This is a genomic window from Nitrospira sp. Ecomares 2.1 (assembly GCF_965152585.1).
Genome location: NZ_OZ224219.1, coordinates 4,621,823 through 4,648,806, shown reverse-complemented (window position 1 = coordinate 4,648,806; position 26,984 = coordinate 4,621,823). Strand labels below are relative to the sequence as shown.

The following is a 26,984-nucleotide window of genomic DNA, read 5'->3' as shown; positions in this document are numbered from 1 at the left end:
CTTATTTCTCAAGGGAACTTTCTGTGAAGGGGTATCTCCAATGGATGAGATGAATCGACAAGGCATCCCCAGAGCCATGATCGGCTGCTTTGTTCTTCAGATTGGGTTGCTGATTTGGGCCGGTTGGGTCAATCAGGATTGGATCAGTACTGATGGGATTTCCTATATTCGAATTGCGCAATATTATGCGTCGGGACAGTTCGATTTAGCGGTTTCCGGTTATTGGGGGCCCATGTTGAGCTGGATCATTATTCCGTTGCTTGGCTTGATGGAAGAACCGTTATCCGCTGCGCAGATGGCCATGGGAATATCCGCGATTGTGTATCTCATGGGCTGTATGGCGATCTTCCGGGTTTTGGGGATCGGGTCGTCCGCGATCCTTGTGGCTCTCGGGATCGTTGCGCTTATGAGTGTCCACTGGGCGGTTCAAGGTATCACTCCGGATCTCCTAATGAGTGGAATACTTTGTATGGCCATTAGCCGAACTCTGCAGCCGGATTGGTGCGACAAGGCATCCGTTCAATTTTCTGCCGGGCTATTATTCGGGGCTGCCTATTTAGCGAAAGCGCCTGGGTTGCCATTTGCATTTATTCTGATTATGGCGGCAGGGTTGTTATGGACTGTTTCTCAAGAGACTAGTCTGACTCGTGCTCTACGTAGCGTCGCGATCACCATCATCGGATTAATGCTTATCGCCGGGCCTTGGATTCTCATATTGTCCCTCAAATATGGAAAGCCTGTGTTTTCGACAAGTGCAGGAATTAGTCATGCCGTAATGGGGCCGCCTGGTGTTGGGCGGGGACATCCCACTTTTTCTGACTTTGTTATTCCTGAACAGGGTCGAGTTTCATCCTGGGAGGATCCAATCTCAAAAAAGTATTCCCACTGGTCCCCGCTTGAGAGCACAGAGAATCTCCGTCACCAATTGAAAATTGTTCATAAAAATGTGATGAAAACTATACATCTGCTGAAGGACTTTGACTGGCTTGGCATCGGTCTGGTCTCGGTCGTATTTGGCTTCTTGTTTCATGCTCCATGGAGACAGAATATCCGGTCAGATCGCTGGCGTTGGGCGGCGATATTCATCGGGGGTCTTGTGGTGATATTTTTGCCGGGTTATGCAGGAGAAAAACGATATTATTACTCCGTTTACCCGTTTCTTCTTGGCGGGAGTTTGGGCTATGTGGGGCATCTGGCCAAGAGTCGGACCAGCCAGGCAAAAATTCTTCATATCATGGCACTGGCCATCATATCATTATCTTTTCTCTTTCCCCTCGCCAACAGTTCATTTTTCCCTCAAAGGCCCAGTTACCAGGCGGCCAAAGTTCTACAAGAAAAATTGAGTACCCTCAATATTAGTGGTCCAATTGCCTCGACAAGCCGATTTGAAAATATTGATGCCTATACCGCCTTCCTGATGCAAGTGCCCTGGCATGGAAGGTCGGAAAGGTCTCAAACTATCGAAGAGGTAGAATCGTCTCTTGCCAAAATCATTATCGTTGACCGAGGGACTTTAGCGGATGAAAATCTTCGGAACGATGCAAGTTTCATCGGCCTGGATGAAAAAATGTTCGATTCTCTGGGGAAGGATTTCGATACTAGAGTAAACGTGTACATCAACACAAAAATATAAATTTGTCGATTGACTAGTTGATCTTCTTTGGCCCGTTTGGCAATTTTACCCGATTCAGGATATTGAGCAACTTGGGGAGGTATGATCGGGCCTTTCAATAAGAGCGCGAGTTCCTCTCTATTCTTTGAGGGGTTTTATCTCCGACCTTCCGTATAGGCCCCTCCTCATGTGTTTGAAATCGCTGTAGATGTCTCGTAGAGGTGGCAGGTGTGTTGAGGCATCACTAGAAGGGCTGATATCTTTGATATGTCCATTCACAGTCCTTTAAAAAATAGAGTTCTCCTCAAAACCGATCCACAAGCTAAAGGTCCCACGACTTGACCCATCTGAAAAAGAAACGGAAAGTTGCCGGAACATTGATGAGAACCTCATTGGTTCTGTGACTCTTGCCTGGATGGCGGGTACATAATGACGGACAGGGCGTTGTGATCGCTAAGGATGCCTTTTAATGGTAGGGATTTGGGGCGGTCGGTGCGGATTCCTCTGACGGCAATCAAATCCGGCCCGCTTTGTTGCACCAGGGTTAGCCCATTGGCATTTAGAAATTCTTCCAAAATCTCTGCGTCGCGTTCCCCTTTGTCCGGGCGAAGATTCGCGTCCATTCCGACGAGCAGGGGTGCATCAGGAGAAACCAAACGCCTAATGCCCGCACTAATCTGTCTAAACTGAAGGGCTCTGGCCTCAATGCTGGCCTCTCCGCGACCCGCGTCCATATGACTATTCAGCACCCAAAATTTTTTGAATTTGACAAGCTGAAAGCCCTTCGAAAAGAAATCATCGGCTTTGTTCAGGTCAGTATTCCAGCCTGCAAAGTCCTCATAGGGTTCTGAATAGATAGACTCAGGCTGTTCACGGGCGAGCATCAGGAGTCCGGGACTCAAACATATGTTGCACATGGCTCGCAAGGGCCACCAGTCACCACCACCGCCTTCAGTGAACAATGGGTGATTTGCCCAAGCATGTTTGGTGTAGTGGGCGAGTTGCGCCGGACGGACAAATGCTTCTTGAAAGAGCACAAGATCGAACATGGAGGCTAGATCCCCAATGCATGCGACCTCCCCTTCAGTGTGGGCCTCGCTCGAGAAGAACGAATCGGAAAGAAGGCGGTCATGAATATTAAATACCAAGACCGGGAGCCCACGGTTCACAGTTGAATCAGGAAGATCCGCTTTCGCTATGCCTGTTTGCTTTTGCCAATCGAGGCGACACGGGTCGGTCAATGTGGGTTTCGTTTCAAACTTTCCCAGGCATGCGGTCAGAATGGTGAAGGCCATCAGAGGCCACACAAACCAGCTATCCTCCCACCAACTTGATTTCAACATAGGCACCGGTAATCTTTCACGCATTCATTGAAATTCGAAGGGCAACCTTGCATTCCCTTGTTTTTGTGATTTGCCTCTCCCATTTTAGGATCAGTGCTATCCATTAACATAATCTAGTAGCCGTGTGAGGTCGGGGACCCATACTTTTGGATTTCAATGGGGAAGAAATTTCTGCATTCTTAAAAAATGCATTTTTCCCTGAGATGAAAACGAAAAACAATTGAAGGATCAGGGTGGACGTTCAATTTCTACATGTGGACCCTCATGAATCGTAAATTCAGGTGCATGTTAAATCGTCTTATTCCCCCTCCCTTTCCCGCAGCATCACACTCTCCAAATTAACGATCTGACTCCCGGTCATCTGACAATTTCTCTGTAACCTCAATTCACATGGCATCTGTCGTATTTTGATTTCATGGCATAGAGTGGGCAGGGTACTTTTAGATTTTTGATTTGAGGAATTGGATCAGGCCCTACTTGGATAGGAGTCAAATAAAACCATTTCTGGCCGCAAAGATATTTTACCTGACATTTCCGCTAGCTTAGAAAGGGTATCGTTTTCATTCCCGTCTTCTCTTTCGTGGATTCTAGGTCCCCATCCTCGTGTCCCATATAGGGGATGATGTTCTCAAACCCTTTCTGGTGAATGGCAAAATATAGCGAACAGAATAGGGATGCTTTCCCTGCCAGGCTTACGGTTGCTCTGGAGATCGGAGAGTCAAGGAGGGAAAGAAGCTGATTGTATCAGCCATCTTGTGGTTTCTATCTCGAACTGTATGTCCAGGTCCATTTCGCTATGGCGTAATGATGACGTCGACAAAGGCAGGTAGACTATCGGCGCCCTGAATGTCCGTAACTTTGAGCGTGAAACGGAAGAGCCGTTCTTCTACTACAAATGGGGCCAAAAATTTGGCTTGAGCCGAATACGGGTCCAGCAATGGGACTTTACTTCCGCGTACTTGTTCCCAGTGGTACTGAAGAGAACCGCCGTCGGGATCATAACTCGTTAAGCCATTCAGGGTGACTCGTGTTCCCGAAAGGACCGTTTGCGTTTGGCCGGGATCCGAAACCGGTGGATGATTGGGTTCATCGTTGACCTCAACCATGATGTCGAGGGTGGCCTCTTGATTGCGGTTTTTGACGGTGAGTACGGTTTCCCCATTCCCCACCAGTCGGAGCACTCCATTTGGGTTGACGGAAATAATTTTGTCATTGGCGGACTGGTAGGTGGTTCCTGTGGTTTGAGCCCGAAGGGAGCGGGCAATTCCGTCTGAGAATCGCCCAATCACTGGCAATTCAAAGGTTTTTCCGAGAAAGTCCACTTGGTCATAGACACGAGTCCCACTGGCTCGTCCTAATCGGAGAGGTTTGTCCGTTTGAAAGTCTATTTCCAAGAGTTCGGCGTTTGGCTCGATCTGAATCATAATTTCATCGAAGATGGCCAAGGATTCATGCTGGGATTGTCTTCCACCTTGTTCGGCTACAGCCAGAAGTCGATAGGTGCCCATCCTTTCTTTGGGTATTAGGATCTTTCCGCCAAAGGGAGGGCTACTTTTTGCCGTGGCGACAAGGGCTAATTTTTCCTCGACCAATTCCCGCAGCATATCGTCAAATTCCCCATACCAATAGTAGTTCACCGTGGTGACTCCTGGGAGACCCTCTAAATCCAGGGCAACCGGGATATGTTCTCCCGACTGGTGAACCGTGAATTCTTTCGGCTCAATTATGGAGAAGGCCCACGCTGTTTGATTTCCAAGCAAAAAGGTAAGAGCGGTTACAGAAACTATCGTCATGAGGGGGATACAAGTGCGAAACATGATCGTACCTCACAAGAAATAAGGAGCTGACAGTCTAATCATACATCACCCTTCCAAGTGGGTGCATCTCTCATGATAAAGACGATTTTTTGGATTGTGAGATGTGGGAGAGTGAGAAAGGGACGGCCTGGAGATCCAAATATATAAAAGGGATGGCGTATAAATGTGGTCGAACGCCTTCAAAGACCATCCAGGGGGGTATTGGCGGGTCTTACATCGCCATCTTTTCGGACTCAGCGTCCCGGCCAATTTCTTCAAGGTCTGTTTGATTCAGGACCCATGCCGGCACTGGACGAATATCCCAGATGACTCCGAAGAATTGCAGGCATCGCAGCACATAATATGTCACATCGATTTCCCACCATACAAATCCCTGACGGGTGGAACTGCAATATTTATGATGATTGTTGTGCCACCCTTCACCTAATGTGATGATGGCCAGGAGGAAGTTGTTCCGGCTATGGTCGGATGTAGCAAAACGCCGGGTGCCGAAAACATGAGAGAGCGAGTTGATGGTGAAAGTGCCATGCCACAGGACAACAGTCGAAATCACGAAGCCCCACACCAGCATTTGCCACCCACTTGTTCCTAGATTTGGGTAGGCACTACCGAGCCATTTCCCCAAAAGAAACAGGATCACTGCCAACCCAATCGGCACAAGTGTATCGAACCGATTTAGAAACCGTAATTCCGGGAATCGCGCAAAATCTTTGATACGGTTCATTTTCGTCGCAAGTTGGTCATGAGTTAAAAACCAGCCGACATGGCTCCACCACAGTCCGCGGAGGACGGGAGAGTGCACATCTTCAGGCTTGTCGGAATAGGCATGGTGGTGGCGATGATTGGCGGCCCACCATAAGGGACCTCGTTGGGCCGCGCTGGCCCCAAGGCAGGCAAATACGAACTGCATCCCTCGTGAGGTGCGAAACGTACGGTGGGAGAAATATCGGTGATAAATACCCGTAATAGCGAACATTCTTATGATATACAACGACACGGCAACCCCGACCGCTATAGGACTCCAACCCACCCAAAAGACTGCGAGGACCGCAATATGCAAAGCCAGAAACGGGACCGTGCGTGCCAGATCGATGTCGCGACCGTTTTTATGGGAAGCCAGTGCTGTTGCTTCTTGGCTGTCAAACAAGGACTTTAACAGCTTCCATGTGCCCGACATGATCCGCTGGATTTCTGGCATCCTTAACGCTCCTCTCTCATGTGTAGGGAATCCCGAGATATTTACAGATTACGACTCAGTGAACTTCATTGAAGCCATTGTGTAAAACAGGGATCCACAACTTTCTTAAGATAAAGGGAAATGTTCAAACTCTACAAAGTAAACCAGAAGGAGAGCTTCTGGCAAATACAATTTCACAGTGTGTATGGCCGTTAGTATTTGATGGGAGGCTGGATAGTCGATAAGAATCGGTTGAAAAAGGCTGCCCAAAGTACCCATCGTGGTGACACTGAAGAATTTGAAGATTGATCATAGGCACGCCAAAACTTTTTTCAAGACTCATTTCCTCCCATGAATTTTCTACTTATTGGGCGCGGAAAGTTATGGTGTTCCGGGTTTGGTCTGTTGTCATGGATGCGGACGGATAACTGGGCCTGGTTGATATATCGAACGCTCCGTTCAATGGGTCCAATCTTGGTAAGCTGCTCGAAACAGTGGAATAAATTCAAGAAATGACTATTCAGTTTCGAGGAATGTATGAATATTTATTTTGGAAGGTGCAGGGCAAGCTCACGAAAGATGCACCCGCTCTTGTGAACCCCCCTACTGAGTCCGATGTATGGGCATAGTATAACAAAAACACCTACAGATTTACTAATTTGTTTTCCAGGACATTAGCATGGGGCAACTATGGAAACTCTGAAGTATTTATAATCACCGCTTGAGTGTGACTGAGAACTTCTCCCGTGCCAGTAGGTCCTGGATTGTGGATGAGGCAAAAAAATGCACTCAAAATGGGTCTTTCATCGTATCTGTCTGGTATTTCGCTGGATCATAAGAGGACAATCCCTGTGCTTTCGTTGTAAGTAAATCCAGGAAGCCCATAGGATTGTTGGCCTCACCTGAAGCCTTCCCGCCAAATACGGTGCTCCACGGAACACTATTCAAGATGGGGCTTATGACATGTAGTCCTTCCTGCCCTCCACGATTTCAACCCCGATGGCTTCTGATAGTGGAATGGGCTTGTTTATCGAACATTCTTTTTCTAAACGTTAGGACCCCAAGGGAATCTCCTACATCAACAGAAATCAGCACGGTCATGTCTGATTTTATTGAGTTGTTCACAGGGTAGAATAGGATAAAGAGCAAGGCTATAAATGGTGCGGCTCATACCCCCATCAGGTATGACAGGTCTTGGCAAAGGCTAAAGGGTGACGATGGAGACCCAACGACCAACACATGGTAGAAGCAATATTTGACGAGTGATGATCATCAAAGCAATGAGGATTACCTGATAATTCCCCTCGCTATTTGATCCTATGTCTGGGGTGTTTCATGTGAACTCTGTTTTTCGATCAGCACGGCTGCTGCGCGTTTGGCAATTTTGGCTGCGTCAGGTTTTTGAGACACTTGGGCTGTCACGATTGCGCCTTCCAATAGGAGCGCGAGTTCTTCGGCTAACTGCTGGGGATTCCGCGCTCTCATCTTGATGCATAGCCCGAGGATAAACTCCGTCATCATCCGCTTGAAATCGCTGCAGACGTAACGGAGTGAGGTGTCGGGGGTGGAATGCTCACCAACGGCATTAATGAACATACATCCGTAAAAGCTCTGTTGCGAAAACCAGGTTTCCGCCACATCGAAAATAGCCAGCAAGCGAGTTCTGGGAGTGCACGCCTTGGTTTCCACTTGCCGCATGAATGAATTCCTAAACTGCCCGTCATAGTGTCGCAACGCCGCAAGTACCAATTCCTCTTTTGAGCGGAAATGCGCATACAAGGTTTTTTTGGTCACCCCCGACTGTTCCACTATGGTGTCGATTCCCGTGGCATGAATCCCGTTTTGCGCAAATAAGGCCACAGCTGTCTGGATGAGTTGCTCCCGTTTGGAGGGCGGGCTGCTTTTTCGCTTCACTCTACTAGACCTTTTCGTCTACCAATATATTTTCTAAATATTATGTGGATTACAAGATATTCCTGACAAACATCTATCATTTTTATCTATGTATACCAATGGTTTAAATTGAGTATGACAGGTTAAATCGACTGAAAAAAGAAGTGTAACGAAACAAGAACTCGTCTGACTAGGCACCATAAAGGATACAGATCTGTATACTTAATTTTACCAACCATTCTACCTTTGAAAGGGAGATCCATCATGAAAATGATGCAGACCGTATTAGGTTCTCTGTTCGCCATGTTCCTGGTCATCGTGGCCACACCCGCCTTCGCCGGGGATGTCACCAATAGCACTCCAGGAATCAGCGGGTATGATCCGGTCGCCTATTTCACCGAGGGCAAGCCGATGAGGGGCTCCGGTTACCACGTGGCCGAGTACAAGGGGGTAACCTATGCCTTTGCCACTAAAGATCATAAAGAAATGTTCGAGGCTAGCCCCGGGAAGTATTTGCCAGCCTACGGCGGATATTGTGCCTATGGTGTGGCGGTCGGGAAAAAATTCGTGTCCGACCCTGAAGCTTGGAAGATCGTTCAGGGCAAACTGTATTTGAACCTGGATCGGGATATCCAAAGCAAATGGGCAAAGGATATTCCGGGCTATTTAAAAAAGTCCGAGGCCAATTGGAAAGACATCAAAGATAAGGCGCCGTCAGATTTATAAAGGAACAAAGCCGAGGTCCGTCATGGTCTATGTGACGGACCTCAGCCGTTTTATAGATGCCAACTATGAAGGAGAAGTGCATGAAACAGTTTGTACCCATGGGAATCGTCCTCATCCTGGGGTTGGGGAGTTTGGCAGGGTGGGCGATGACGAATGAAGCGAAGTCTTTTGCCCCCAACGTTCACCCCAAAACCGGGGCCATCAGTGTTCCGGAAAATTACCGGGAATGGCCCACACTTGGTACGTGGGCTCACGCGAAGGTGGAAGGTGCCCCAGGTTTGCAGGAATACCACGTCGTGTATACCCAGCCGGACACAATTAAATATTACAACGAGAACAACCGGTTCCCCGACGGAGCCGTGTTGGTGAAGGAACTTCTAAACGCCGCCACCATGCCGATGACCACCGGGCCGGCAGTTGGTCATGCGACCACCGTCAAAGGCTGGTTTGTGTTGGTCAGGGATACGAACGGGCGGTTTAAAGAATCCAGTCTGTGGGGTGATGGCTGGGGATGGTCTCTCTTTAACTCAGATGATTCTCAACGCACGGTGTCAAAAGATTACAAAATAGAATGTCTTCCTTGTCATACCCCGGCCAGAGAGTTGGCGCCGCATAAGGCGGTGGATGCGGATAAATGGATTTATTCCTTAGGTTACCCTGTGCTTCAAAAGGAAATGAGAGAGAATCTTAAATAGGAATATGCATTTCAACGGCAATTTTCCATAAAGAGGTTTATTCGCCAGACTCTTTTTGGCGGAAAATGACCCTAAAATATGGTCACCCAAGTCGACACATTGCATCTTCCCGACGCATACTGTGGAGGGGCGGACCAATTCGCCGGGCTCAAAAATGGTCCGCTCCTTGACTTGAGCGTAAGCTCGACCAGCCCATTTTCAGGTGGTGGGTCATATGATCACCGGAGTCAGAAAATTATTGTGGTGAAGACTTTCATTTCTCCTACCTCGCCCACCCACCTACTCTATGCCTATTGGCCTGACCGTTTCCAGGTCTTCTCTATTCGTGGATAAAAATGGGGATAAATGGATAGTCAATAAAGGAATAAACCTTTTTGAGCCTCCACTTTCACGAGACGAATTTCTGGCGTCATTGACACCTCGCGGCTCCTTTGCTACTTATCGGCTTGTCTCCCAGGGCATCTATATTTCCCATTCCCTGTGAGTATGGCGTTCTACCTTTCTCCCGAAGAACTCCTTTTTCGAGATGTGCGACACAACAAGGAGACGAAACGCTTTGAAGTATTTAATCTATCTCGTTTTTTTATCGTTCTCCTGTTTTGGGTTGACCACACAGCCATTGGCCGCAGTCGGAGAGGTGAATTATATTTCTGACGTGGTAACTGTGCCGCTACGCAGTGGGCCCACTACTGCTCATCGCATCCTACACCGTGGTCTCCCCAGCGGGACGCAACTGACCATTCTTGCGGTAGACGAGGAAGCCGGTTTCACCCAGGTTCGTACCACCGATGGGATGGAGGGCTGGATAACGTCTCAGTACCTCGTCGGAGAACCCATCGCTCGTGTCAAGCTGGCCGCAACCGAGAAACGCCTTCAAAGCCTAAAAGCTGAAATCGATAAAGAACGCGAAGCGCGTGCGAGCATTCAGGCTGAGCACAAAGAAACCGACGCAAACAACCGGACACTGAATTCGCAGGTGCAATCCCTGTCCAAAGAACTGACAGAATTGAAACGTATATCGGCCGATTCAATCAATGAGCATGCCCGGAACATCGAGCTGACGCAGCAGAATACCCGCTTAGCAGGCCAAGTTGAAGAGTTATCGTCAAAAGCCAGGCAGCTGGAAGAAAACTTACAACTCAAATGGCTCCTCTATGGAGGCGGTTTGGTACTCATCGGTCTGTTAATCGGAGTAATACTCAAGTCACGGCCCCGACAGACGACGAGTTATACCCGCTATACCTAGGTGATAACCTTAAAAATACCGTGACGCAAATTTCCCCTTCCTTGGGCACCCATCTCGCACACATTCGATCAAGGCCAGTCGGGTGGATTGGCGTCGCCATTTTATTTCAATGCCTCAAGTGTCGCGCGGAGTTCCTGGATCTCCCTCTTAAATAACTCGAGGTGTTCATCTCGTTGGGGTTGCGTATCTTTGAACTTCCATAGTCGTTTAAAGATGGCCCACAACTCCTTGTTATGGGTCACCGCGAGAGCGTAGGTTGGCGTCTCCCGTTTGGCCTCGTCCACACAACACAATGAATTGTCGAAGGCATGAAATTGATTGTGCAGGTCGTCCATTGATTGATCGTTCCCTGTTCCGCCTTTTGCCGCTTCGGCACTCGCTTCCATCATGGTGGTGAGATTCAGCACGGTTTCGACGCTGGTGCTCCCCTTCGCTTTCGCCGCATAGTCATCCGCACGCGGATAGAATACATAACTGCATCCGCTGAATCCGGTGAATAAGGCCGCTGTCAGTACCATGGCTGCGATCTTTTGCATAAATCCCTCCGTCGTTTATGATTGGTACAGTAACGTTTGGTTTTCTATGTCCTGTAAGGGTCGGTTTTGGTCATTCATATTAATCTGAATGTTAGCGTATCTTGGAACACAGGGCCATACAACCTCTTTTCTTAATATGGCATGGACGTTTTTCTGCCCGGTATACTGAACCAGTAAGAGCATCGAATTATGGCAAACCTCTCCAAGCGATTACAGACAAATATCGAGGGAAACTTTTTTGTGGACTCCACCTGTATCGATTGTGATACCTGTCGGCAATTAGCTCCACTCACGTTTATTGAAGACGGTGATTATTCAACCGTCTTCCGTCAACCGGAAACGGCAAAGGAGGAATTTGCTGCGTACCAAGCCCTGATCGCCTGTCCGGTGGGATCAATCGGCACGGAGAAGAAGGATCGCAAGGTATTCTTGGAGGCTCAAGCTTCATTTCCACTACATATAGAAGGCGGAGTGGACTACGTGGGATTCAACTCGGAAAAATCGTTTGGAGCCAATAGCTATTTCATCCACCATTCCCAAGGAAACTGGTTAGTCGATTCTCCCCGTTTCCTCAAACATCTGGTTCAGGCATTTGAAGAGAAAGGCGGGATTCGGTACATCTTCCTCAGTCACGAGGATGATGTGGCGGAGGCGGCTCGTTATGCAAAGCATTTTGATGCCATCCGGATCATTCATCGTGCGGACGCTTCTGCCATGCCCGGCGCAGAGCACGTTATTGATGGTGAGAATTCCGTACACGTTGCTCCGGAGTTTGTCTGCATTCCTGTTCCCGGCCATACCCCAGGAAGCATGGCTTTGCTATATAAGAATCGTTTTTTGTTCTCAGGCGATCATCTGTGGTGGAATCCAAAACTCCAACAACTCGGGACTCCGGAACGGCTGGTATGGGATGACGCGTATTTGGAACGATCGGTCGAGAAATTGCTCCCCCTTTCCTTTGAGTGGGTCCTGCCCGGGCATGGCGAACGTATCCACCTTCCTCATCGCGACATGAAAAAAGCCCTGGATGAACTCCTTCAACGACGGTGGAATTTTCAGTCCCTGCCGCTTTGACCCGACCTCCCTCGTGAGCTAGAGGGGACGTATCCCACAAAAATCGAGGGTCTCATTCCATCTTTCCGTGACATGAGTCGCAGCGTGGTTGAGATTGGTCGAAGGTCGCAATGGGTTGTTGGAGTGGGCCAGGGGCTGGAGTTGATCCTGAGGTCTCCCCTCGCAAAAGTTTCACGAATCGGGAGGTGGGGTATCGAAGGACGATTGAGGGAATGAGAAGGAGTAATGCTACCATCGCAAGTCCCAAAACGACGGTGAGCCAAGTTCCTGAGCCCACATAGCTCCCGGCGTAAGTGAGAGCAAGGGTCGGAGGGATCATTCCCAGGAACGTCACGAGAGCAAAGACACGAATCGACATGTTAGTCAGCCCGGCACCGTAGCTGATCAGATCGAACGAAAAGATCGGGATCAGACGGGATAGAAAAACAAAAATTGCCAGATGACGGTCCGAGCATTTCTCACAAAAGGCGATATTGATATGGAGCAGTCGGGTCAGCACTTCCCGGCCCACGGCTCGCCCAATGTAAAAACTCGTGATTGCACCGACTTCAGCTCCGATGACGGCATACATGGCACCAAGTAATGGCCCGAACACCGCACCCGCGGCAATGTCTAAGGGCAAGCTTGGAATCGGGCTGATGATCACGGCGAGAGCCATCAATCCCATGAACAGGAAAGGGGCCAAAGGACCAGCCTCTGAAAGCCATTGGGTGATCCGGTCGGGATTGAATACCTCACCGATGTTGATGGTCTGCATGACCACGTAGATCGCCACCGACAAGGTCATCAACGCTGCCACTTTGACCCAGAATGAAACGGTCAGACGCTTGGGAGAAAAACGGGAATATGGGGATGGGTCGAGCAATGTCTGGATGTCTTCTTTAGTACACGTTTTATCAACAGGCCAATTCGGGATGCTTTTCATTCAGGATTGAATCACGAATATTCCCATGTTGTTAGACAAAGTTCCATCAAAAAATGAACTTTTATCCAAACAGAAGAGATTCCCCGATAGGTCGGGCTTGTTAATGTGAAATCAACGGAATCTTTTCAGGGTCGCCAAATGAGGCGTTCCAGTTATCGATTTAAAGGAAAATTCCTGAGGAAAATGAATCCTCAGAGAAGGAGAGATGGATGAGCACAACAAAACTTTCGTCAGGCAGCCGACTGCCTGCATTCACCCTCCCGCTGGTGGGTGGCGGGGAGGTCACATTGGGTCAGCCGGAAAAGAAGGGGAACTGGCAAGTCGTGTTTATCTATCGAGGTCTGCATTGCCCGATATGCAAAAAATACCTGACGAAGCTTGAATCCTTGAAAGATAAGTTTCCGGCCACGAAGACGGAAATCGTGGCAGTCTCAGGAGATTCCGAAAGCAAAGCCAGGGAGATGGCGGAAACGGCAGGTGTGACGTTCCCGGTGGCCTACGGGCTCTCCATTGAACAGATGAAGGAACTCGGGCTGTATATCTCTCATCCACGCTCTCCGAAGGAAACGGACCAACCGTTCCCCGAACCTGGAATGTTTGCGGTGAATCCGGAAGGCAAAGTCCAGTTGATCGATATTTCCAACACCCCGTTCAACCGATCCGATCCCGATGAATTAGTCGATACGCTGAGGTGGATTCAGGAGAATGACTATCCGATCCGCGGAACGTATGAATAATTTTCCGCTGGGTGGATACAGAAATTTTTTCACAACAGCTTTCTCGAATTTTGTGAGCAGGCTTCTTCCCAAGTTAATGCGCCTCTTCTCTCAGTGATCTCAGCACGGTGTGTTCGAGCATTGTGAGTCGAATGTCCAAATGACGGAAAAAATCAGTAAGTTCTGCGAGGGGGTTAAACGATTTTCCGCGCCTTTAAAGAACCCGCCACCGGGACCCGTTGAGTTGTCATGGCGGTATTCCAGCCGGAAGATGGAATTAGTCCACTCGTATGGAAGCCTGTATTCCGCAGTGGCGGTAACCGCCCAGACGAATTGCTCAGAGCCGGTAATGAGACCATTCGGGTCGGAATACAATTCCGGTCGGAGTGCGAGAAACCAGGATTTTTTAAGGTGCCAGCGCATATGAAGGGCCGCTCCCATATACATTAATCTGGGGTTGCCGGGCACCGTGGCATTCTTCTGAGTTCCTACCTGATACTGGCCGGCAATCGTGACCTCTTTGCTCTTCCATTCAACGATGGTGTCGGAAAAGAATCGCCAGAATTCCAGTGAGGTGTTCGACTGATCAGGTCCGTAATAGACGGTTTCCTTTATCGTCCAGGGCTCACCCGGTTTGTAGATGGTCTGTGCCCCATAACTCGGCAGACTATTGGCGTCTTGAAGATGGAAATATTCATTGATGATAAAGACGGCACCGGTCCAACGGTCGTTGACCGGATAGACCGCATTCGCTCCGAACATGAGGTACGGTGAGTAGTCGGCCACCCAGGACCGCGTATAGTTGAAATTATCCTTGGCGTAGAGGGATTCATACCCAATGAAGCTGTTAAAGAGTCCGGCCTGAATCGTCAAGCCGTTGCCGACCGGAGCCAGGTAGGAGAGATTCGCGCGACCGAAGTGACGCCAGACATCGGATCCAGGAACATGAGGGAGATTGGTACCGAAACCGAATTCTTTGGAATCCTGTCCGCCCTGCCCCAATAGCTCTGCACCCCATCGGGACTGTTCGGTCGCACTCTTCATAATATAGGCACCGCCCATGTTGAGTTCGAGTTCGTTGACTCTGGGTGTGGTGCCCCGATTGCGAAAGAGGTGATTGTCAGGGTAATTAAAGTCCTGTGAGTAGCCAAGATCCACAAATCCGCCGTAATGCCATTGAGGCGACTGGGGTTTCTGTGTCTGGGCCGATAGATCCTGTGAAGGTTCCTCGTTCTGGGCCAGTCTCACCGGTTCCCCTGCAAGGGCAGGAGTGGGCCTTATTGAGCAGACCACCAACGTGATTCTGAGCAGCCACCAGGCAATCGATATCATGGTCTAATCGTTCTCCGTCTTCCGCTGCTTCCGATCGGTCAAGCTTTTTGATGTTACACCCATCTCTCGGATGACCGGATTGAGAGGACCTCGCATCTGCTGGTTTGTCGTGTCCGGTGGATATAAGTGTCTGACGATAGTGGTGCTCTTCACCTATAGCAGCCGGACCGTATCAGGATAAAGTCCCATGGGACCGGTGTCATCCAGAACTCTTTTGTACTGAATTTTGTGGGTAAAAAATGGACCTTGATTGGACCCTGAGAACAATGGACAACGTCCAGGTAGGTTCATTCAGGCATTCTTCAAGGAAATGAATGAGATCGGGGAGGATGCCGGTTTCCGCGTTTTTTATCGCCAGGATATCAGGATAAATGGTGCTCGCGAACCTGTTTTACCCTGGGACATGAATTGGATTTGAGGCAAGGGCATCGACTCCTCTAAAAGCGTGAAAAAGAGTTACGGGCTTCCTTTTTCTGATTAAGAGGTAAAACGCGAAAGTCTTCTATACTTAAGATCTGAACCTCATGGCCGAAAATATGAGAAAGTTCTGACCGTCCGGGCTACGGACATGACGCTACAAACCTCGTCAATCATGAGCAAGCTCGCGGCATATTCTTATCAACCTCGCTCGCATTTGAGGACCAAATCTTATGGCTACTGAAAAATTTCGATTGGTGACCCGCAGTGATTTTGACGGACTGGTCTGTGCGGTTCTGCTGAAAAAAATGGGGATTATTGAGGACATCAAATTTGTCCATCCAAAAGATATGCAGGACGGCAAAGTGGCCATCTCGGCCAAGGATATCACCACCAATCTTCCGTATGTTGAGGGGGTTCATCTCGCGTTTGACCATCATCTAAGTGAGACCATTCGTAATAAGGGCGAGCGAAGTGATCATATCATCGATCCGACGGCTCCTTCTGCTGCGCGGGTGGTCTATCGGTATTATGGTGGTGAAAGGACATTTCCTGCCGCATGGAATGAGATGATGGACGCCGTCGATAAAGGCGATTCAGCTCAATACGGGATCGACGAAATTCTTAATCCTAAAGGATGGGCCTTGATGAATTTCATTATGGATGCCCGTACCGGACTTGGGCGCTTTAAGGAATTCCGTATCTCCAATTACCAGTTGATGATGGAACTCATCGAAAAATGTATCAGTCTCAGTATCGATGAAATCATCGCCCTGCCGGACGTGCAAGAGCGGGTGCAGCTCTTCCAGCAACACGCCGATTTGGCAAAAGAACAGATCAAGCGGTGCTCGACCGTCCATGAAAATTTGGTGGTGCTGGATCTTCGGGGCGAGGAGACCATCTATGCCGTCAACCGGTTTATGATTTATGCCCTGTATCCTGACTGCAATCTGTCCATCCATGTCATGTGGGGGTTGAAACAGCAAAACACGGTGTTCGCAATTGGCAGTTCGATCGTCAATCGGAGTTCAACGGTCAATATCGGCGAGTTATGTTTGTCGTATGGCGGTGGCGGGCATCGGAATGCGGGAACCTGTCAGGTCGCCAATGAAGTGGCTGGTGGCACACTCAAAGAAATCATTGAGAAAATTCACATGCAAAGCCTAATCGCAGTAGGGGCAGGGAAGGCATGATGTGAAACGGCCTAACAGTCCAGAGATGCAGGATATGCCTGCTGGTGTAAACGACACCGAAATGAAATAGATCTTATTGCAACCCGGGCTCGAGAATCCACAGTCTTAAAAAGGTGCGTTTGAAGAAGAAAAGGATAATTAAGCAAAGATTTAAAAGGCCACAAAGTTTTCTTTTATGTTTTTTGCGTCGCTAACTGCTCGGTTTAAAACATACCGATCAATTCGTTTCATCCCAACAATCGAAAGATGTTTAAGAAGAAAATCTGATGGAAAATCAAGGAATAACTTTGCAATTGACCCATTAAAAAATGAAGAAGATAGGATATCAATTCCAGAAAAATCTAGCGTTAAAAAATCCCCTTTCTTTAAATGGTCAGAGACTACTTCATAGACCTTTTCACCATCAGAATACTCTCCGCAATAAGGGCCTGTGATTTCTTTAACTAAAATTTGCATTCTCAAAACCTACTAGCCAATCCACTAAGATTGTTAATATTAATACATGAACCACATAAGTCAAAGTCAAGATTCTTAGTTGTGATCTTCCCTTTAACATTTTGGGAAAGAAAGCCGTTTCCAGACACAATATTCATTGTTCCGGAGCATTCTTTAAGGAAATCACTTAAAATCCAAAGCCCTCTGCCAGCATTTTTCATTCCCTTACTAGTTATACCCTCTTGAATGGCTAACTCCACTGCTTCTGAATTTGAGCGAAGTTGTGGGTAACTTTGAGAAAGACTTGCCAGAAAACCTTTACCAAAGTCCATAATGGACAGAATTAATCGATCCTCTTTGGGATACCCCTGGGCACAGACAAAACATCCGATAGGAGAGTGGCTATGCTGTACTACATTATTAATTACCTCAACCAAAGTTGCATTAAAAATTGAAAAAGCAGTATCTGAGTCCATGGAGCAATTATCGCTTAACCACCCCGCAACCCTAGCAATATATGAATAGTTAAGGGCCTCTAATTTTTTTAAAAGGACTCCGTTGAATGGAAAGTTTCATGTTGTATCCGCGACTCAATTCTTTCCAGGAGTTTTTCGGACTCAAATTGAAAGCAATCAAAAAATCCCTGGGTTTTTATGTATTCAAAGACGCTATGGTTTTTAGGCGGGGTGAAGTAAATTGCAGGATGATCCTTTTTAGATAAGATTTCAGAGATAAAGCACGCTAATAAATTCAATCCCATTGGTCGAAAAAATCCTACATTTCCACAATCAAAGATAATTTTATCAGGGAGTGAAGATTCTACCCTCTTATAGAGAGCAAGAGTGGACCTATAACATTCAATTTGATTCTGACACTGATTTGGAAAAGCGATTTGTTCCATTTTTTATCTGAGTCCTAGTTTGTTTTAAATTAACCGTTATAGTCCATTCTTCCAATATTCATTTGGGGCAAACAGGAGTGGGGGGGGGTGAGTTTGATGCCGAGGATTTCGGCGGCTTCGTCGGTCCCGTAGATTTTCCAGTCGGTGTGTGTAAGGCCGATTCGATATTCGGCCTGTTGCGCCGGCGCATGTCGTTTTCGTTGGGGATTTCGCTGGAGATATCTCTATTTTTCTTGATGGGCCTATTAATGTCATTCAAAATAATTTCAAAATCGTTCTGTCTAAACAGTTTCCCCATCGCAGAAAGACGCCTGCCGCCCGGACCCATGGGTGGGCGCTCTTATTATCTAGTGGACCTTGTTTGAGCCCGGCGAGTTGGGCCACCTTCCTAAAGTTGGCGTCCATCCCCTTTTAATGAGGCCGGACGGGGCGTCACTGGTTTTGGGTCCTTTTGCCGAAACAAAAGGACCTCGGCTGCCGGGCCGAGACCCGGCGGCTCTCATGCATGTCAATAATTTCCATTTTGTAGTTTGGCGTTGGAAGTAAATACGGATCATATCTGTTGTTATCTAGTTTAGACTTCCTGCAAACCAAGGACTGCGGTGCGCCATAAGGAATACCTACCTAACTGAAATGCAACTACAGACGTGACCCATAATTCTTTGTTTCACATACTCCCCTCATGATTGTACTTGCTCCCTTGAGTGATTTACACCACACGCAACGGGGAATATATCCTCGAGGGTTTGTATTCGAGGGCTTAAACCGTATACATGACACGCAGGGCGGATAGCTTGAGAGTACTGGTTTCCAAACGCTTTTCTACATCCGAAATTTTCCTGCGCAGTAATTGCACTTCTTCATCGCGAATTGTCGGGTTGCGCTTTTGCAGGGTAAGCAGACGCTGTAACTCGTTATCTAATTCTTCATGCATCGAGGCGATGGCAGCATTGCGAAGCACGGGAAGCTGTTGCGCGGCCATTTCCTCAATGTGTTGCATTTGTTTTTTTAATGTCGCACGTGTCTTCTCGATCATTTGCCGTGCGACTTCTTGGTCGATCTTTTCCATTAGAGTTTCGTAGCTGTCAGGTGGAAGTTGTTGGGCATAATTTTCCCCCTCCTGGTTGACCAGCAAGCGCAATGCGTGGCAAGGAAGATAGCGGCCAATGTCTAACCCGTCGGGTGCAGGGCAGTTCGATTCGAATATGGCTTCGATTAAAATACTGCGAGGTGGAAGTTGTGGCATGTGTAAGGCGCAGATGCTGGCCCTGCCTTTTTCTCCGTTCAAAATCAGGTCGATGGTCGCACGCACTAACGGGTGCTCCCAACTTAGAAAATGCATGTCTTCTCGCGCAAGGGCGGTCTCGCGATTGGTCGTCACGGTAATGCCGTCTTCGGGTAACTCAGGAAATTGCTCCACCTGTAAATGAGCACCCGGTCGTACGATCCAACTGTTCAGCGAATGATCTTCAATTTCAACACCAAAACAATCAAATGCATGTTCAAGGTAACGTATTAAGATGTTCTCCTGCTCATTGTGTATGATTTCTTTAATCAAGGGCGAAGCAATTTCCTGACGACACCCACTGAGTTCGAGCAACCGGTTTCGACCGAGATTGAGTTGCCGCGTCTTTTGTTCGTGCAGTTGCCTGCACTCGCTGACAAACCTGTCTTCATCGAGGTGTTCGCCGACAACGTAAGCGGCAAATTGTTCTTCCACCTCGGTCTTGATGTGTTGGCCGGTTACGCAACTCTGCTCAAACGAATTGAGTGCATCATGGTACCAGCGGCTCAGCCGTGCGTCTCTTGAACCTGCCGCGACAGGCACGTGAATATTGATATCGTGCTGCTGCCCGATTCTATCCAGGCGGCCAATACGCTGTTCCAGTAAATCGGGGTTATCGGGTAAGTCGAACAAAACGATATTGTGGAGAAATTGAAAATTTCGACCTTCGCCGCCAATCTCCGAACAAATCAATATTTGCGCACCGTTTTCTGCCTCGGCAAACCAGGCGGCAGCGCGGTCTCGTTCCAGGAGACTCATGTGTTCGTGAAAAATGCCGGCTTGCAGGCCATGCTTTTGCAGCAGTATTGTTGATATTGAAACCGCGGTCTCGGCGGTCGCGCAAATCAGTAGGACTTTGTGCGGCGATAATTCTCTTAGTTTATCGGAAAGCCAGTTGATACGGGTTTCGTTTCTGTCGTCGTCGAGTACAGCAGGAATGAAACGACGCCGGGGAAACCCGCTGATCGTCTCACGCGTGTTCCTGAACAACATGCGGCCAGTGCCATGTTGATCAATCAAACGATCGATGAGGTGTCGTCGAAGTGTGCGGGCATCGTCATGAGTGGCATTGATGTCTGTGATGTCGATGGCATCGCTATCATCGATGAGCGAACGTACATGCGCTAGATCATCTTCAGTCATGGTCTGATGATCGAGTAGGAGATTCACCAGCCCGGCAGTCGCGGCATGTTGTTTCTCCTCGGCTAAATAGCTGTCGAGCGAGTGGAACCGCGCCGGGTCGAGCAGTCGCAAGCGGGCAAAATGCCCGGCCGTGCCAAATTGCTCCGGTGTGGCTGTTAATAACAAGACTGAAGCTGACTGATTCGCTAACGTTTCGATTTGCCGATACTCCCGGCTGCTCTCGCTCGGTGTCCACTCAAGATGGTGCGCCTCATCGACGACCAATATATCCCAATCGCACATGGCAATTAACGGGGCGATATCATCGCGGCAGGCAAACTGCAATCCGCATAACACGAGGGGAAATTGATCAAAATAGTTTTCAAGAGGTACCGACTCTTCAGGATCATCGACTGCCCCGTCGGTAATTGAAAAATACTGCTCATCGATTAAGGTGAAACGTAAATTAAAGCGCCTGAGCAATTCCACCAGCCACTGATGCAGTAGTGGTTCGGGTACGATAATTAATGCACGGTGTATTTTCCCAGTCAGTATGAGGCGGTGCAGAATTAAACCCGCTTCAATGGTTTTGCCGAGGCCCACTTCATCGGCGAGCAGAACACGCGGGTTTGATCTCTTTGAGACTTCATTGGCAATATACATTTGATGAGGAATCAGGCTGACGCGTGGTCCGTGTAAGCCAAAGCTTGCTGATGTTTGTTGTGTGGAAAGGTGTCGGAGCGTTGCCGCGCGCAGTTCAAACCATTTGTTTCCGTCAATTTTCCCCGCAAACAGTTTGTCTTGGGGTAAATTGAAGTTGATTTCAGCAGACAGTTCACATTCGTGCATGGTGGTAGTTTCGCCACTGTCTCGAATGCCGTGGTAGCGCACTGTGCCGCTGACCTGTTCTATTTTGGTGATCGACAGGTACCAACCATCGATACTTTTAATTGAATCACCGACATCAAATTCAACACGCGTCAGCAGGGCAGTTTTTTTCGCATATGTGCGTGTTTCGGCGACGGCAGGAAATTCCATTTGAACCGTGCGAAAGGCGACAGATTGGACGATGCCCAATCCGAGTGCGGCATCGTTGTCACTCACCCAGCGTTGGCCGGGAATAAAATCATTCATGGTATTCGTTCATCTTCTTTTAAAAGGTAGAGATTGCCTGGCTCCCAAGCACGAAAATCGGCTTCGGAGAGGTGGTAGTGAGTTTGTGGCATTCCCTGCCATAGTGATTGTTCTGCGCAAAATGATTTTCTTGCTTCCCTTCAAGGCAAATACCGCAAACGGTTACCTCTCTAATGGGTCTTCTTAATCCCTATTTTTTTGATGCGGGAGAGGAGGGTGGTCGGTTTGAGGCCCAGGAGTTCGGCGGCCCCGCCGGCACCATAGATTTTCCAGTCGGTCTGTTGTAAGGCCGATTCGATATTGGCTTTTTCGCGGAGGCGCATGTCCTCTTCGGTCAGAATCTCGCCCGGGTTATCTCCGTTTTTCTTGATGTGGGTTTTGAGCGTCGCCCCGTTGGCTTGTGGAACCGGCAGGTCGAATTTGACCGATCCGCATCGAGAAGAAATCACGGCCCGTTCAATAATATTTTGTAATTCCCGCACGTTGCCCGGCCAATGGTAGTTTTGCAATTTCACCACTTCCGCCTGGGTCAATTCCCTTCCGGTGCAGTTCAGCTTTTTGCGGACGTGGGCCATGAACCTGGCCGCCAGCAGCGGGATGTCTTCTTTGCGGTTGCGAAGGGGCGCCACTTCGATGGGAAATACATTCAGGCGGTAATAGAGATCCTGCCGGAACCGCTTAGCTTCAACCTCCTGGGCGAGCTTCCGGTTGGTGGCCGCGATGATGCGGACATTGACCTTTCTCGTGGTTTCCTCTCCCACCCGTTCATATTCCCCTTCCTGTAGGACGCGTAACAATTTGCTTTGCATCTCCAAGGGGATTTCTCCCACTTCATCCAGAAACAACGTGCCGCCATCGGCCGCTTGAAACCGCCCGGCCCGATCTTTTAAGGCACCGGTGAAGGCGCCTTTGGCGTGCCCGAAAAATTCACTTTCATAGAGTTCTCTGGGAATGGACGCACAGTTCACGCGCACGAGCGGATGGTCTTTCCGTTGACTGCGGCGATGTATTTCGCGGGCGACCAGTTCTTTTCCTGTTCCCGACTCTCCGGAAATGAGCGCCGTGGCATCGGTGGGTGCGACCAGTTCGATCTGCTGTACCAGGTTGGCGATGGCCGGACTCCGACCCACAATTTCGCCAAAGTTCTGCGCTTCCAGGACTTCTTCTTTTAAGAAGGTGTTTTCCAGTTCCAGTTGGGCTTTGAGACGTTCGATTTCTTCAAAGGCCCGGGCATTGGCGATCGCCACGGCTACATGATCGGCAATCATGCGGAACCAGACCGTGGCTTCATTGGTGACGGGTTCTCGTTCGAACACCGCCAGGACGCCCAAAGTCTCTCCCTTATAGATGATGGGCTGACCGTGAAAGCCCTGGATGCCTTCCTGTCTGGCCCAGTCGGGCCGCGCGATCCAGGCCAGATTATTGTCCATTTCATTGATGACGAGCTGCTCGCCGGTCTTTCCGATCCGCCCTACCTTACAGACGCCAAGCGGAAATCGGGCAAAGTAGCCGTCAGTGTTCATCCATTCCATTTTATCCCCCACGCCTGAACGACCCGCACTGGCCACCAGATGGAGGCACCTTGTCTGATCCGGGCATTCCTCCCTCAACCGGCAGGTGGAGCAGATATCGCCTGGCCGGATCAGCCAGATTCGGGCCAGGACCACTGTGGGTCGATCCGCCAGCCGTCGCACAATCAGCCACAAGAGGTCATTCAATGAACGTTGCTGGGCAATGTCCAGCAACAGGCATTTGAGAGAATCCAGGGTTGTGGGTTCGTGGCACTCGGGTGTGGTCGTAATCGTTGAGTCCATAGGCGAAACGGTAAACGAAATTTCGTGTATACGCAATGATTTTTCGTTAGACACGAAAATTCGTGGTAAGTAGGAATGAATTAAATATTAAATTTAGTACAAAAACAACAGCTTACGATTTTTCGTTGTTTGGCATGTTCATTGTAATACCACGAAACAGTGGAATGAAAATTGGTTTTAAAGATCAACAGAAAGGATTACCCGATGTCACGATTACCAGCCATCAACCCAGAGCACGCCACCGGCCAGGCCCAACGATTACTGAAAGGTGTGGAGAGCAAACTTGGGTTTGCCCCCAATATTATGCGGACGATGGCCAATTCGTCTTCGGTCCTTCAGGGCTACCTCGATTTCTCTGGCGCCCTTTCCAAAGGGAGTCTTTCCCCGAAGCTTCGTGAGCAGATCGCTTTGGCGGTTTCGGAAGCCAATGACTGTCAGTATTGCCTGGCAGCGCATTCGGCCATTGGACGATCGGTCGGGCTGAGCGAAGAGGCTCTCGGGGATAGCCGGAGAGGGGAGTCCCCCGACCCGAAGGAAGCGACCCTCTTGGCCTTTACCCGGAATGTGGTCACGAACCGTGGGTGGGTCAGCGATGAGGAGGTAGCCAAGCTCCGCAAAGCCGGATTCTCAGAAGGGGATATCGTGGAACTCATTGCCAATATCTCTCTGACGCTGTTCACGAACTATTTCAACCACATAGCCGCGACGGAAATAGATTTCCCGGCGGTTTCGGAACTTGAGGCTCGCGTGTGAAACACCGGCAACCCTGATTTGACTTCATCATGATTCATTCATTTTTTAATTAAGGAGAATACCCATGAGCACCTCAACCACGATCATGCTTCAAGACAGACTGGAAGACCTGTTTTCGTACATTCGTGAAGGCCGCATTTTGGATGCGATCACTGAGTTCTATGCGGAAGATGCCGTTATGCAGGAGAACGCTCTCCCGCCGACAGTCGGCCGCAAAGCCAATTTGAAACGGGAGAAGGAATTTCTGAGCACGGTGAAAGAGTGGAAGCGCTTCGATGTGACGGCCAAAGGCGTCGGTGAAGATGTCACCTTTTATGAAACCGTCATGGATTGGGTTGCCACGGATGGCACGCCGGTCTATGTGGAGCAGGTGGTGGTTGCGAAATGGCAGGACGGCCAGATCATCCACGAACGGTATTATCACAACCCGTGAAAATTTTGAGGACTTCTTTGGCCATTTGGGGTGAGGAAAGGGAGTCCCGGAGTTCACGCCCTTACCCTTTCCGTCTCCCTTTGAATAGGGAGAGGGAAAAGTGGATTCGGGGGATGAATAAACCACAATTCTGAATACTCCAAATGTTATCGCCCTATAAAAGGAAACCGCCATCATGAAACGATTCAAAACAATCCTCAAGCCTTTGATTGGAATTTTAGCGATCATGCCATTTAGCCTCATTGGTCTGTTGGTGGTCGGGGCGACGGGCTCCAAGTCGGGAGACAAGGAACCGGTCACCGCTCAAGATACTTCCGTGAGGGTCAGCTATCCGACTCTCCACAAAACCATCGAGGTGGATGGACTGGAGATCTTTTATCGGGAAGCAGGGCCGAAAGATGCGCCAAGGATTCTGTTGCTCCATGGCTTTCCCACTTCCTCTCACATGTTCCGCAATCTGATTCCACAATTATCGGATCGGTTTCATGTGGTGGCACCGGATTATCCAGGATTTGGAAATAGCTCCATGCCGACGGTGGATGAGTTCAGCTACACGTTCGACCATCTCGCCACTGTCATGGAGAAATTTACCCGGAAAGTGGGCTTGCAATCGTACAGCCTCTATCTCATGGATTATGGGGCGCCGGTAGGCTTCCGGCTGGCGGTCAGTCATCCCGAACGGGTTGAGTCGCTCATTATCCAGAATGGAAATGCGTACGAAGAGGGCTTGCGGGATTTTTGGAAACCCTTTCGGGCCTACTGGAAAGAGCACACGCCGGAGAACGCCAAGGCTCTCAAGGGATTTCTCAACCTGGCAGCCACCAAATGGCAGTACACGCATGGCGTGAGAGATGCGGAGTCAATCAGTCCGGACAATTGGTTGGTGGACCAGTATTTGCTGGACCGGACGGGAAACAACGACATTCAGTTGCAGCTATTCGATAGTTACGGCTCGAATCCGCCGTTGTATCCCAAATGGCAGGCGTATCTGCGTGAACATCAACCACCGACGTTAATCGTGTGGGGCAAGAATGATCATATCTTTCCTGCCGAAGGCGCATATCCGTATCAACGGGATCTCACGAATGTGGAGTTTTATTTACTGGACACCGGACACTTTGCTCTTGAGGAAGATGGAGAGGTGATTGCCGGTCATATACGCCGTTTCTTTGATACCAGAATGGTGGACCACCGGTGAATGATCACCATGATTGAAAAGCTCGGGTCACGTAATATTTATTTCATCACAAGGAAACAGATCATGACAAAACTATTTGAGCCATTAACCATAGGTTCCCTTACCTTACCCAATCGCATCATCATGGCACCGTTAACACGGATGCGATCACAGCAGCCAGGAAATGTTCCTCACGAGCTCAATGCCGAATATTATGCTCAGCGTGCGTCAGCCGGTTTGATTATTTCTGAAGCCACGCAAATCTCCCAACAGGGACAAGGCTACCCTGGTACCCCTGGCATACATTCCCCTGATCAGGTCCAAGGCTGGAAACTCGTGACCGATGCCGTGCATAAAGCTGGCGGCCGGATCTTTCTTCAACTCTGGCATGTGGGGCGTATTTCTCACACATCTCATCAACCCGATGGTGCGTTGCCGGTTGCGCCCTCTGCTCTTGCTGCGGAAAACAGCGTGACGTATACGGTCGATTGGCAGGAAACGCCGATTGGGGTTCCGCGCGCATTAGAAACAGATGAAATTCCGGGAATTGTTGGCGATTTTAAAGCAGGGGCTGAAAACGCCAAAGCGGCGGGTTTTGATGGCGTGGAAGTCCATGGAGCCAATGGGTATTTACTCGATCAGTTCCTTCAGGATGGTTCCAACTCACGCACTGACCACTATGGTGGATCCATTCAGAATCGTGCCCGCCTGTTGTTGGAGGTTGTCGATTCCGTCATCGAAGTTTGGGGGAAAGATCGTGTCGGCGTGCGTTTATCTCCCTTTAACGCGTTTAACGGCATGAAGGATAGCGATCCCATCAAGCTGTTCACGTATGTCCTTGGTGCGCTGGATTCACGAGGCGTGGCCTTTGTCCATTTAATTGAGCCACGTTCATCATTCGCGGGCATGCAAGACGATAGCCTTGAAGACCAACCACACACCGCCTCAATATTTCGTCCTGCACTTAAGACCATCCTGATTTCCGCCGGAGGCCATACCCCTGTTTCAGCCTATGAATATGTAGAAAATAATTTGGCTGATGCTGTCGCGTTTGGAAGGCACTTTATTTCCAACCCAGACCTCCCGGAGCGTATCCGCCAGTCCTCACCTCTCACCCCCTATGATCGTGCCACTTTTTATGGCGGAGATACGAAGGGATATACCGACTATCTTCCTCTGAATGAACAGGCGGCCTAACAACCACTTGAGTGAGGAAAAGGAGACTAAG

The 26,984-nt window shown here is 49.1% G+C and carries 23 protein-coding genes; 12 read left to right on the top strand and 11 right to left on the bottom strand.

What is annotated here, in order from left to right:
- The first annotated feature begins 40 nt into the window (after nucleotides 1-40).
- A complete protein-coding gene (locus ACWHYD_RS20430) occupies nucleotides 41-1,633 on the top strand; it encodes a hypothetical protein (protein ID WP_447963839.1) in 1,593 nt (530 codons plus the stop codon).
- A 368-nt stretch (nucleotides 1,634-2,001) separates the two neighbouring features.
- Here the strand turns inward: ACWHYD_RS20430 and ACWHYD_RS20425 are convergent, their stop codons facing one another.
- The 4 genes from ACWHYD_RS20425 to ACWHYD_RS20410 form a co-directional block, all read right to left on the bottom strand.
- On the bottom strand, nucleotides 2,002-2,955 hold the full coding sequence (locus ACWHYD_RS20425; protein WP_447963838.1) for a hypothetical protein: 954 nt from the start codon (nucleotides 2,953-2,955) through the stop codon (nucleotides 2,002-2,004).
- Between the two features lie 794 nt (nucleotides 2,956-3,749).
- Nucleotides 3,750-4,772 (bottom strand): PKD domain-containing protein, encoded by a 1,023-nt coding sequence (locus ACWHYD_RS20420; protein WP_447963837.1) that lies wholly within the window; start codon nucleotides 4,770-4,772, stop codon nucleotides 3,750-3,752.
- Nucleotides 4,773-4,983: 211 nt separating this feature from the next.
- Nucleotides 4,984-5,970 carry an acyl-CoA desaturase gene (locus ACWHYD_RS20415; RefSeq protein WP_447963836.1) on the bottom strand — a complete coding sequence of 329 codons (987 nt, stop codon included), beginning with the start codon at nucleotides 5,968-5,970 and terminating at the stop codon, nucleotides 4,984-4,986.
- A 1,296-nt stretch (nucleotides 5,971-7,266) separates the two neighbouring features.
- Entirely contained in the window at nucleotides 7,267-7,863 is a 597-nt protein-coding gene (locus ACWHYD_RS20410) for a TetR/AcrR family transcriptional regulator (protein WP_447963835.1), read from the bottom strand.
- Between the two features lie 243 nt (nucleotides 7,864-8,106).
- Between ACWHYD_RS20410 and ACWHYD_RS20405 the strand changes: the two genes are divergently transcribed.
- The 4 genes from ACWHYD_RS20405 to ACWHYD_RS20390 all read left to right on the top strand — a co-directional run bounded on the left by ACWHYD_RS20405 (nucleotide 8,107) and on the right by ACWHYD_RS20390 (nucleotide 10,509).
- On the top strand, nucleotides 8,107-8,568 hold the full coding sequence (locus ACWHYD_RS20405; protein WP_447963834.1) for a YHS domain-containing (seleno)protein: 462 nt from the start codon (nucleotides 8,107-8,109) through the stop codon (nucleotides 8,566-8,568).
- Nucleotides 8,569-8,648: 80 nt separating this feature from the next.
- Nucleotides 8,649-9,263: a cytochrome P460 family protein gene (locus tag ACWHYD_RS20400; protein ID WP_447963833.1), complete on the top strand. Its 615-nt coding sequence runs from the start codon at nucleotides 8,649-8,651 to the stop codon at nucleotides 9,261-9,263.
- Between the two features lie 78 nt (nucleotides 9,264-9,341).
- Nucleotides 9,342-9,596, top strand: coding sequence for a hypothetical protein (locus ACWHYD_RS20395; RefSeq protein ID WP_447963832.1), 255 nt, complete (start codon nucleotides 9,342-9,344; stop codon nucleotides 9,594-9,596).
- A gap of 223 nt (nucleotides 9,597-9,819) precedes the next feature.
- Complete coding sequence (locus tag ACWHYD_RS20390; protein WP_447963831.1) at nucleotides 9,820-10,509, top strand: TIGR04211 family SH3 domain-containing protein; 690 nt, start codon at nucleotides 9,820-9,822, stop codon at nucleotides 10,507-10,509.
- A gap of 101 nt (nucleotides 10,510-10,610) precedes the next feature.
- Here the strand turns inward: ACWHYD_RS20390 and ACWHYD_RS20385 are convergent, their stop codons facing one another.
- On the bottom strand, nucleotides 10,611-11,045 hold the full coding sequence (locus ACWHYD_RS20385; RefSeq protein WP_447963830.1) for a hypothetical protein: 435 nt from the start codon (nucleotides 11,043-11,045) through the stop codon (nucleotides 10,611-10,613).
- A 189-nt stretch (nucleotides 11,046-11,234) separates the two neighbouring features.
- On the opposite strand from ACWHYD_RS20385, the gene ACWHYD_RS20380 reads away from it, so the two are divergent.
- Entirely contained in the window at nucleotides 11,235-12,119 is an 885-nt protein-coding gene (locus tag ACWHYD_RS20380) for an MBL fold metallo-hydrolase (RefSeq protein ID WP_447963829.1), read from the top strand.
- 52 nt (nucleotides 12,120-12,171) lie between these two features.
- Here ACWHYD_RS20380 and ACWHYD_RS20375 read toward each other — a convergent pair whose 3' ends face one another.
- Nucleotides 12,172-13,044 (bottom strand): TVP38/TMEM64 family protein, encoded by an 873-nt coding sequence (locus ACWHYD_RS20375; RefSeq protein WP_447963828.1) that lies wholly within the window; start codon nucleotides 13,042-13,044, stop codon nucleotides 12,172-12,174.
- Nucleotides 13,045-13,253: 209 nt separating this feature from the next.
- Here ACWHYD_RS20375 and ACWHYD_RS20370 point away from each other — a divergent pair, with 209 nt between their 5' ends.
- Nucleotides 13,254-13,781 (top strand): peroxiredoxin-like family protein, encoded by a 528-nt coding sequence (locus tag ACWHYD_RS20370; protein WP_447963827.1) that lies wholly within the window; start codon nucleotides 13,254-13,256, stop codon nucleotides 13,779-13,781.
- Between the two features lie 99 nt (nucleotides 13,782-13,880).
- Here the strand turns inward: ACWHYD_RS20370 and ACWHYD_RS20365 are convergent, their stop codons facing one another.
- Nucleotides 13,881-15,092, bottom strand: coding sequence for an outer membrane beta-barrel protein (locus tag ACWHYD_RS20365; RefSeq protein WP_447963826.1), 1,212 nt, complete (start codon nucleotides 15,090-15,092; stop codon nucleotides 13,881-13,883).
- Between the two features lie 650 nt (nucleotides 15,093-15,742).
- Here ACWHYD_RS20365 and ACWHYD_RS20360 point away from each other — a divergent pair.
- Nucleotides 15,743-16,702, top strand: a complete 960-nt coding sequence (locus ACWHYD_RS20360) for an exopolyphosphatase (RefSeq protein ID WP_447963825.1) — start codon at nucleotides 15,743-15,745, stop codon at nucleotides 16,700-16,702.
- 150 nt (nucleotides 16,703-16,852) lie between these two features.
- On the opposite strand, the gene ACWHYD_RS20355 is transcribed toward ACWHYD_RS20360, so the two are convergent.
- The 4 genes from ACWHYD_RS20355 to ACWHYD_RS20340 form a co-directional block, all read right to left on the bottom strand.
- Nucleotides 16,853-17,158 carry an STAS-like domain-containing protein gene (locus ACWHYD_RS20355; RefSeq protein ID WP_447963824.1) on the bottom strand — a complete coding sequence of 102 codons (306 nt, stop codon included), beginning with the start codon at nucleotides 17,156-17,158 and terminating at the stop codon, nucleotides 16,853-16,855.
- 2 nt (nucleotides 17,159-17,160) lie between these two features.
- The gene (locus ACWHYD_RS20350; RefSeq protein ID WP_447963823.1) at nucleotides 17,161-17,613 is read right to left on the bottom strand and encodes a hypothetical protein; all 453 of its coding nucleotides are present in this window, start codon (nucleotides 17,611-17,613) and stop codon (nucleotides 17,161-17,163) included.
- Nucleotides 17,614-18,798: 1,185 nt separating this feature from the next.
- Nucleotides 18,799-21,579: a helicase-related protein gene (locus ACWHYD_RS20345; protein ID WP_447963822.1), complete on the bottom strand. Its 2,781-nt coding sequence runs from the start codon at nucleotides 21,577-21,579 to the stop codon at nucleotides 18,799-18,801.
- A gap of 170 nt (nucleotides 21,580-21,749) precedes the next feature.
- Nucleotides 21,750-23,393, bottom strand: a complete 1,644-nt coding sequence (locus tag ACWHYD_RS20340; protein ID WP_447965905.1) for a sigma 54-interacting transcriptional regulator — start codon at nucleotides 23,391-23,393, stop codon at nucleotides 21,750-21,752.
- Between the two features lie 204 nt (nucleotides 23,394-23,597).
- On the opposite strand from ACWHYD_RS20340, the gene ACWHYD_RS20335 reads away from it, so the two are divergent.
- From ACWHYD_RS20335 to ACWHYD_RS20320, 4 genes are all read left to right on the top strand, one after another.
- Nucleotides 23,598-24,146 carry a carboxymuconolactone decarboxylase family protein gene (locus tag ACWHYD_RS20335; RefSeq protein WP_447963821.1) on the top strand — a complete coding sequence of 183 codons (549 nt, stop codon included), beginning with the start codon at nucleotides 23,598-23,600 and terminating at the stop codon, nucleotides 24,144-24,146.
- A 64-nt stretch (nucleotides 24,147-24,210) separates the two neighbouring features.
- Nucleotides 24,211-24,579, top strand: a complete 369-nt coding sequence (locus ACWHYD_RS20330; RefSeq protein WP_447963820.1) for a nuclear transport factor 2 family protein — start codon at nucleotides 24,211-24,213, stop codon at nucleotides 24,577-24,579.
- 226 nt (nucleotides 24,580-24,805) lie between these two features.
- Nucleotides 24,806-25,777: an alpha/beta fold hydrolase gene (locus ACWHYD_RS20325; RefSeq protein WP_447965904.1), complete on the top strand. Its 972-nt coding sequence runs from the start codon at nucleotides 24,806-24,808 to the stop codon at nucleotides 25,775-25,777.
- Nucleotides 25,778-25,840: 63 nt separating this feature from the next.
- The gene (locus ACWHYD_RS20320) at nucleotides 25,841-26,953 is read left to right on the top strand and encodes an alkene reductase (protein WP_447963819.1); all 1,113 of its coding nucleotides are present in this window, start codon (nucleotides 25,841-25,843) and stop codon (nucleotides 26,951-26,953) included.
- The last annotated feature ends 31 nt before the right edge of the window (nucleotides 26,954-26,984 follow it).

Coding starts and splice junctions, on each gene's coding strand:
- ACWHYD_RS20405 (WP_447963834.1), top strand. CDS start 8,107: ATGAAAATGATGCAGACCGTATTAGGTTCTCTGTTCGCCATGTTCCTG.
- ACWHYD_RS20430 (WP_447963839.1), top strand. CDS start 41: ATGGATGAGATGAATCGACAAGGCATCCCCAGAGCCATGATCGGCTGC.
- ACWHYD_RS20320 (WP_447963819.1), top strand. CDS start 25,841: ATGACAAAACTATTTGAGCCATTAACCATAGGTTCCCTTACCTTACCC.
- ACWHYD_RS20415 (WP_447963836.1), bottom strand. CDS start 5,970: ATGCCAGAAATCCAGCGGATCATGTCGGGCACATGGAAGCTGTTAAAG.
- ACWHYD_RS20395 (WP_447963832.1), top strand. CDS start 9,342: ATGGTCACCCAAGTCGACACATTGCATCTTCCCGACGCATACTGTGGA.
- ACWHYD_RS20355 (WP_447963824.1), bottom strand. CDS start 17,158: ATGCAAATTTTAGTTAAAGAAATCACAGGCCCTTATTGCGGAGAGTAT.
- ACWHYD_RS20370 (WP_447963827.1), top strand. CDS start 13,254: ATGAGCACAACAAAACTTTCGTCAGGCAGCCGACTGCCTGCATTCACC.
- ACWHYD_RS20365 (WP_447963826.1), bottom strand. CDS start 15,092: ATGATATCGATTGCCTGGTGGCTGCTCAGAATCACGTTGGTGGTCTGC.
- ACWHYD_RS20340 (WP_447965905.1), bottom strand. CDS start 23,393: ATGGACTCAACGATTACGACCACACCCGAGTGCCACGAACCCACAACC.
- ACWHYD_RS20375 (WP_447963828.1), bottom strand. CDS start 13,044: ATGAAAAGCATCCCGAATTGGCCTGTTGATAAAACGTGTACTAAAGAA.
- ACWHYD_RS20335 (WP_447963821.1), top strand. CDS start 23,598: ATGTCACGATTACCAGCCATCAACCCAGAGCACGCCACCGGCCAGGCC.
- ACWHYD_RS20325 (WP_447965904.1), top strand. CDS start 24,806: ATGCCATTTAGCCTCATTGGTCTGTTGGTGGTCGGGGCGACGGGCTCC.
- ACWHYD_RS20400 (WP_447963833.1), top strand. CDS start 8,649: ATGAAACAGTTTGTACCCATGGGAATCGTCCTCATCCTGGGGTTGGGG.
- ACWHYD_RS20330 (WP_447963820.1), top strand. CDS start 24,211: ATGAGCACCTCAACCACGATCATGCTTCAAGACAGACTGGAAGACCTG.
- ACWHYD_RS20385 (WP_447963830.1), bottom strand. CDS start 11,045: ATGCAAAAGATCGCAGCCATGGTACTGACAGCGGCCTTATTCACCGGA.
- ACWHYD_RS20380 (WP_447963829.1), top strand. CDS start 11,235: ATGGCAAACCTCTCCAAGCGATTACAGACAAATATCGAGGGAAACTTT.
- ACWHYD_RS20345 (WP_447963822.1), bottom strand. CDS start 21,579: ATGAATGATTTTATTCCCGGCCAACGCTGGGTGAGTGACAACGATGCC.
- ACWHYD_RS20360 (WP_447963825.1), top strand. CDS start 15,743: ATGGCTACTGAAAAATTTCGATTGGTGACCCGCAGTGATTTTGACGGA.
- ACWHYD_RS20350 (WP_447963823.1), bottom strand. CDS start 17,613: ATGGACTCAGATACTGCTTTTTCAATTTTTAATGCAACTTTGGTTGAG.
- ACWHYD_RS20425 (WP_447963838.1), bottom strand. CDS start 2,955: ATGTTGAAATCAAGTTGGTGGGAGGATAGCTGGTTTGTGTGGCCTCTG.
- ACWHYD_RS20420 (WP_447963837.1), bottom strand. CDS start 4,772: ATGTTTCGCACTTGTATCCCCCTCATGACGATAGTTTCTGTAACCGCT.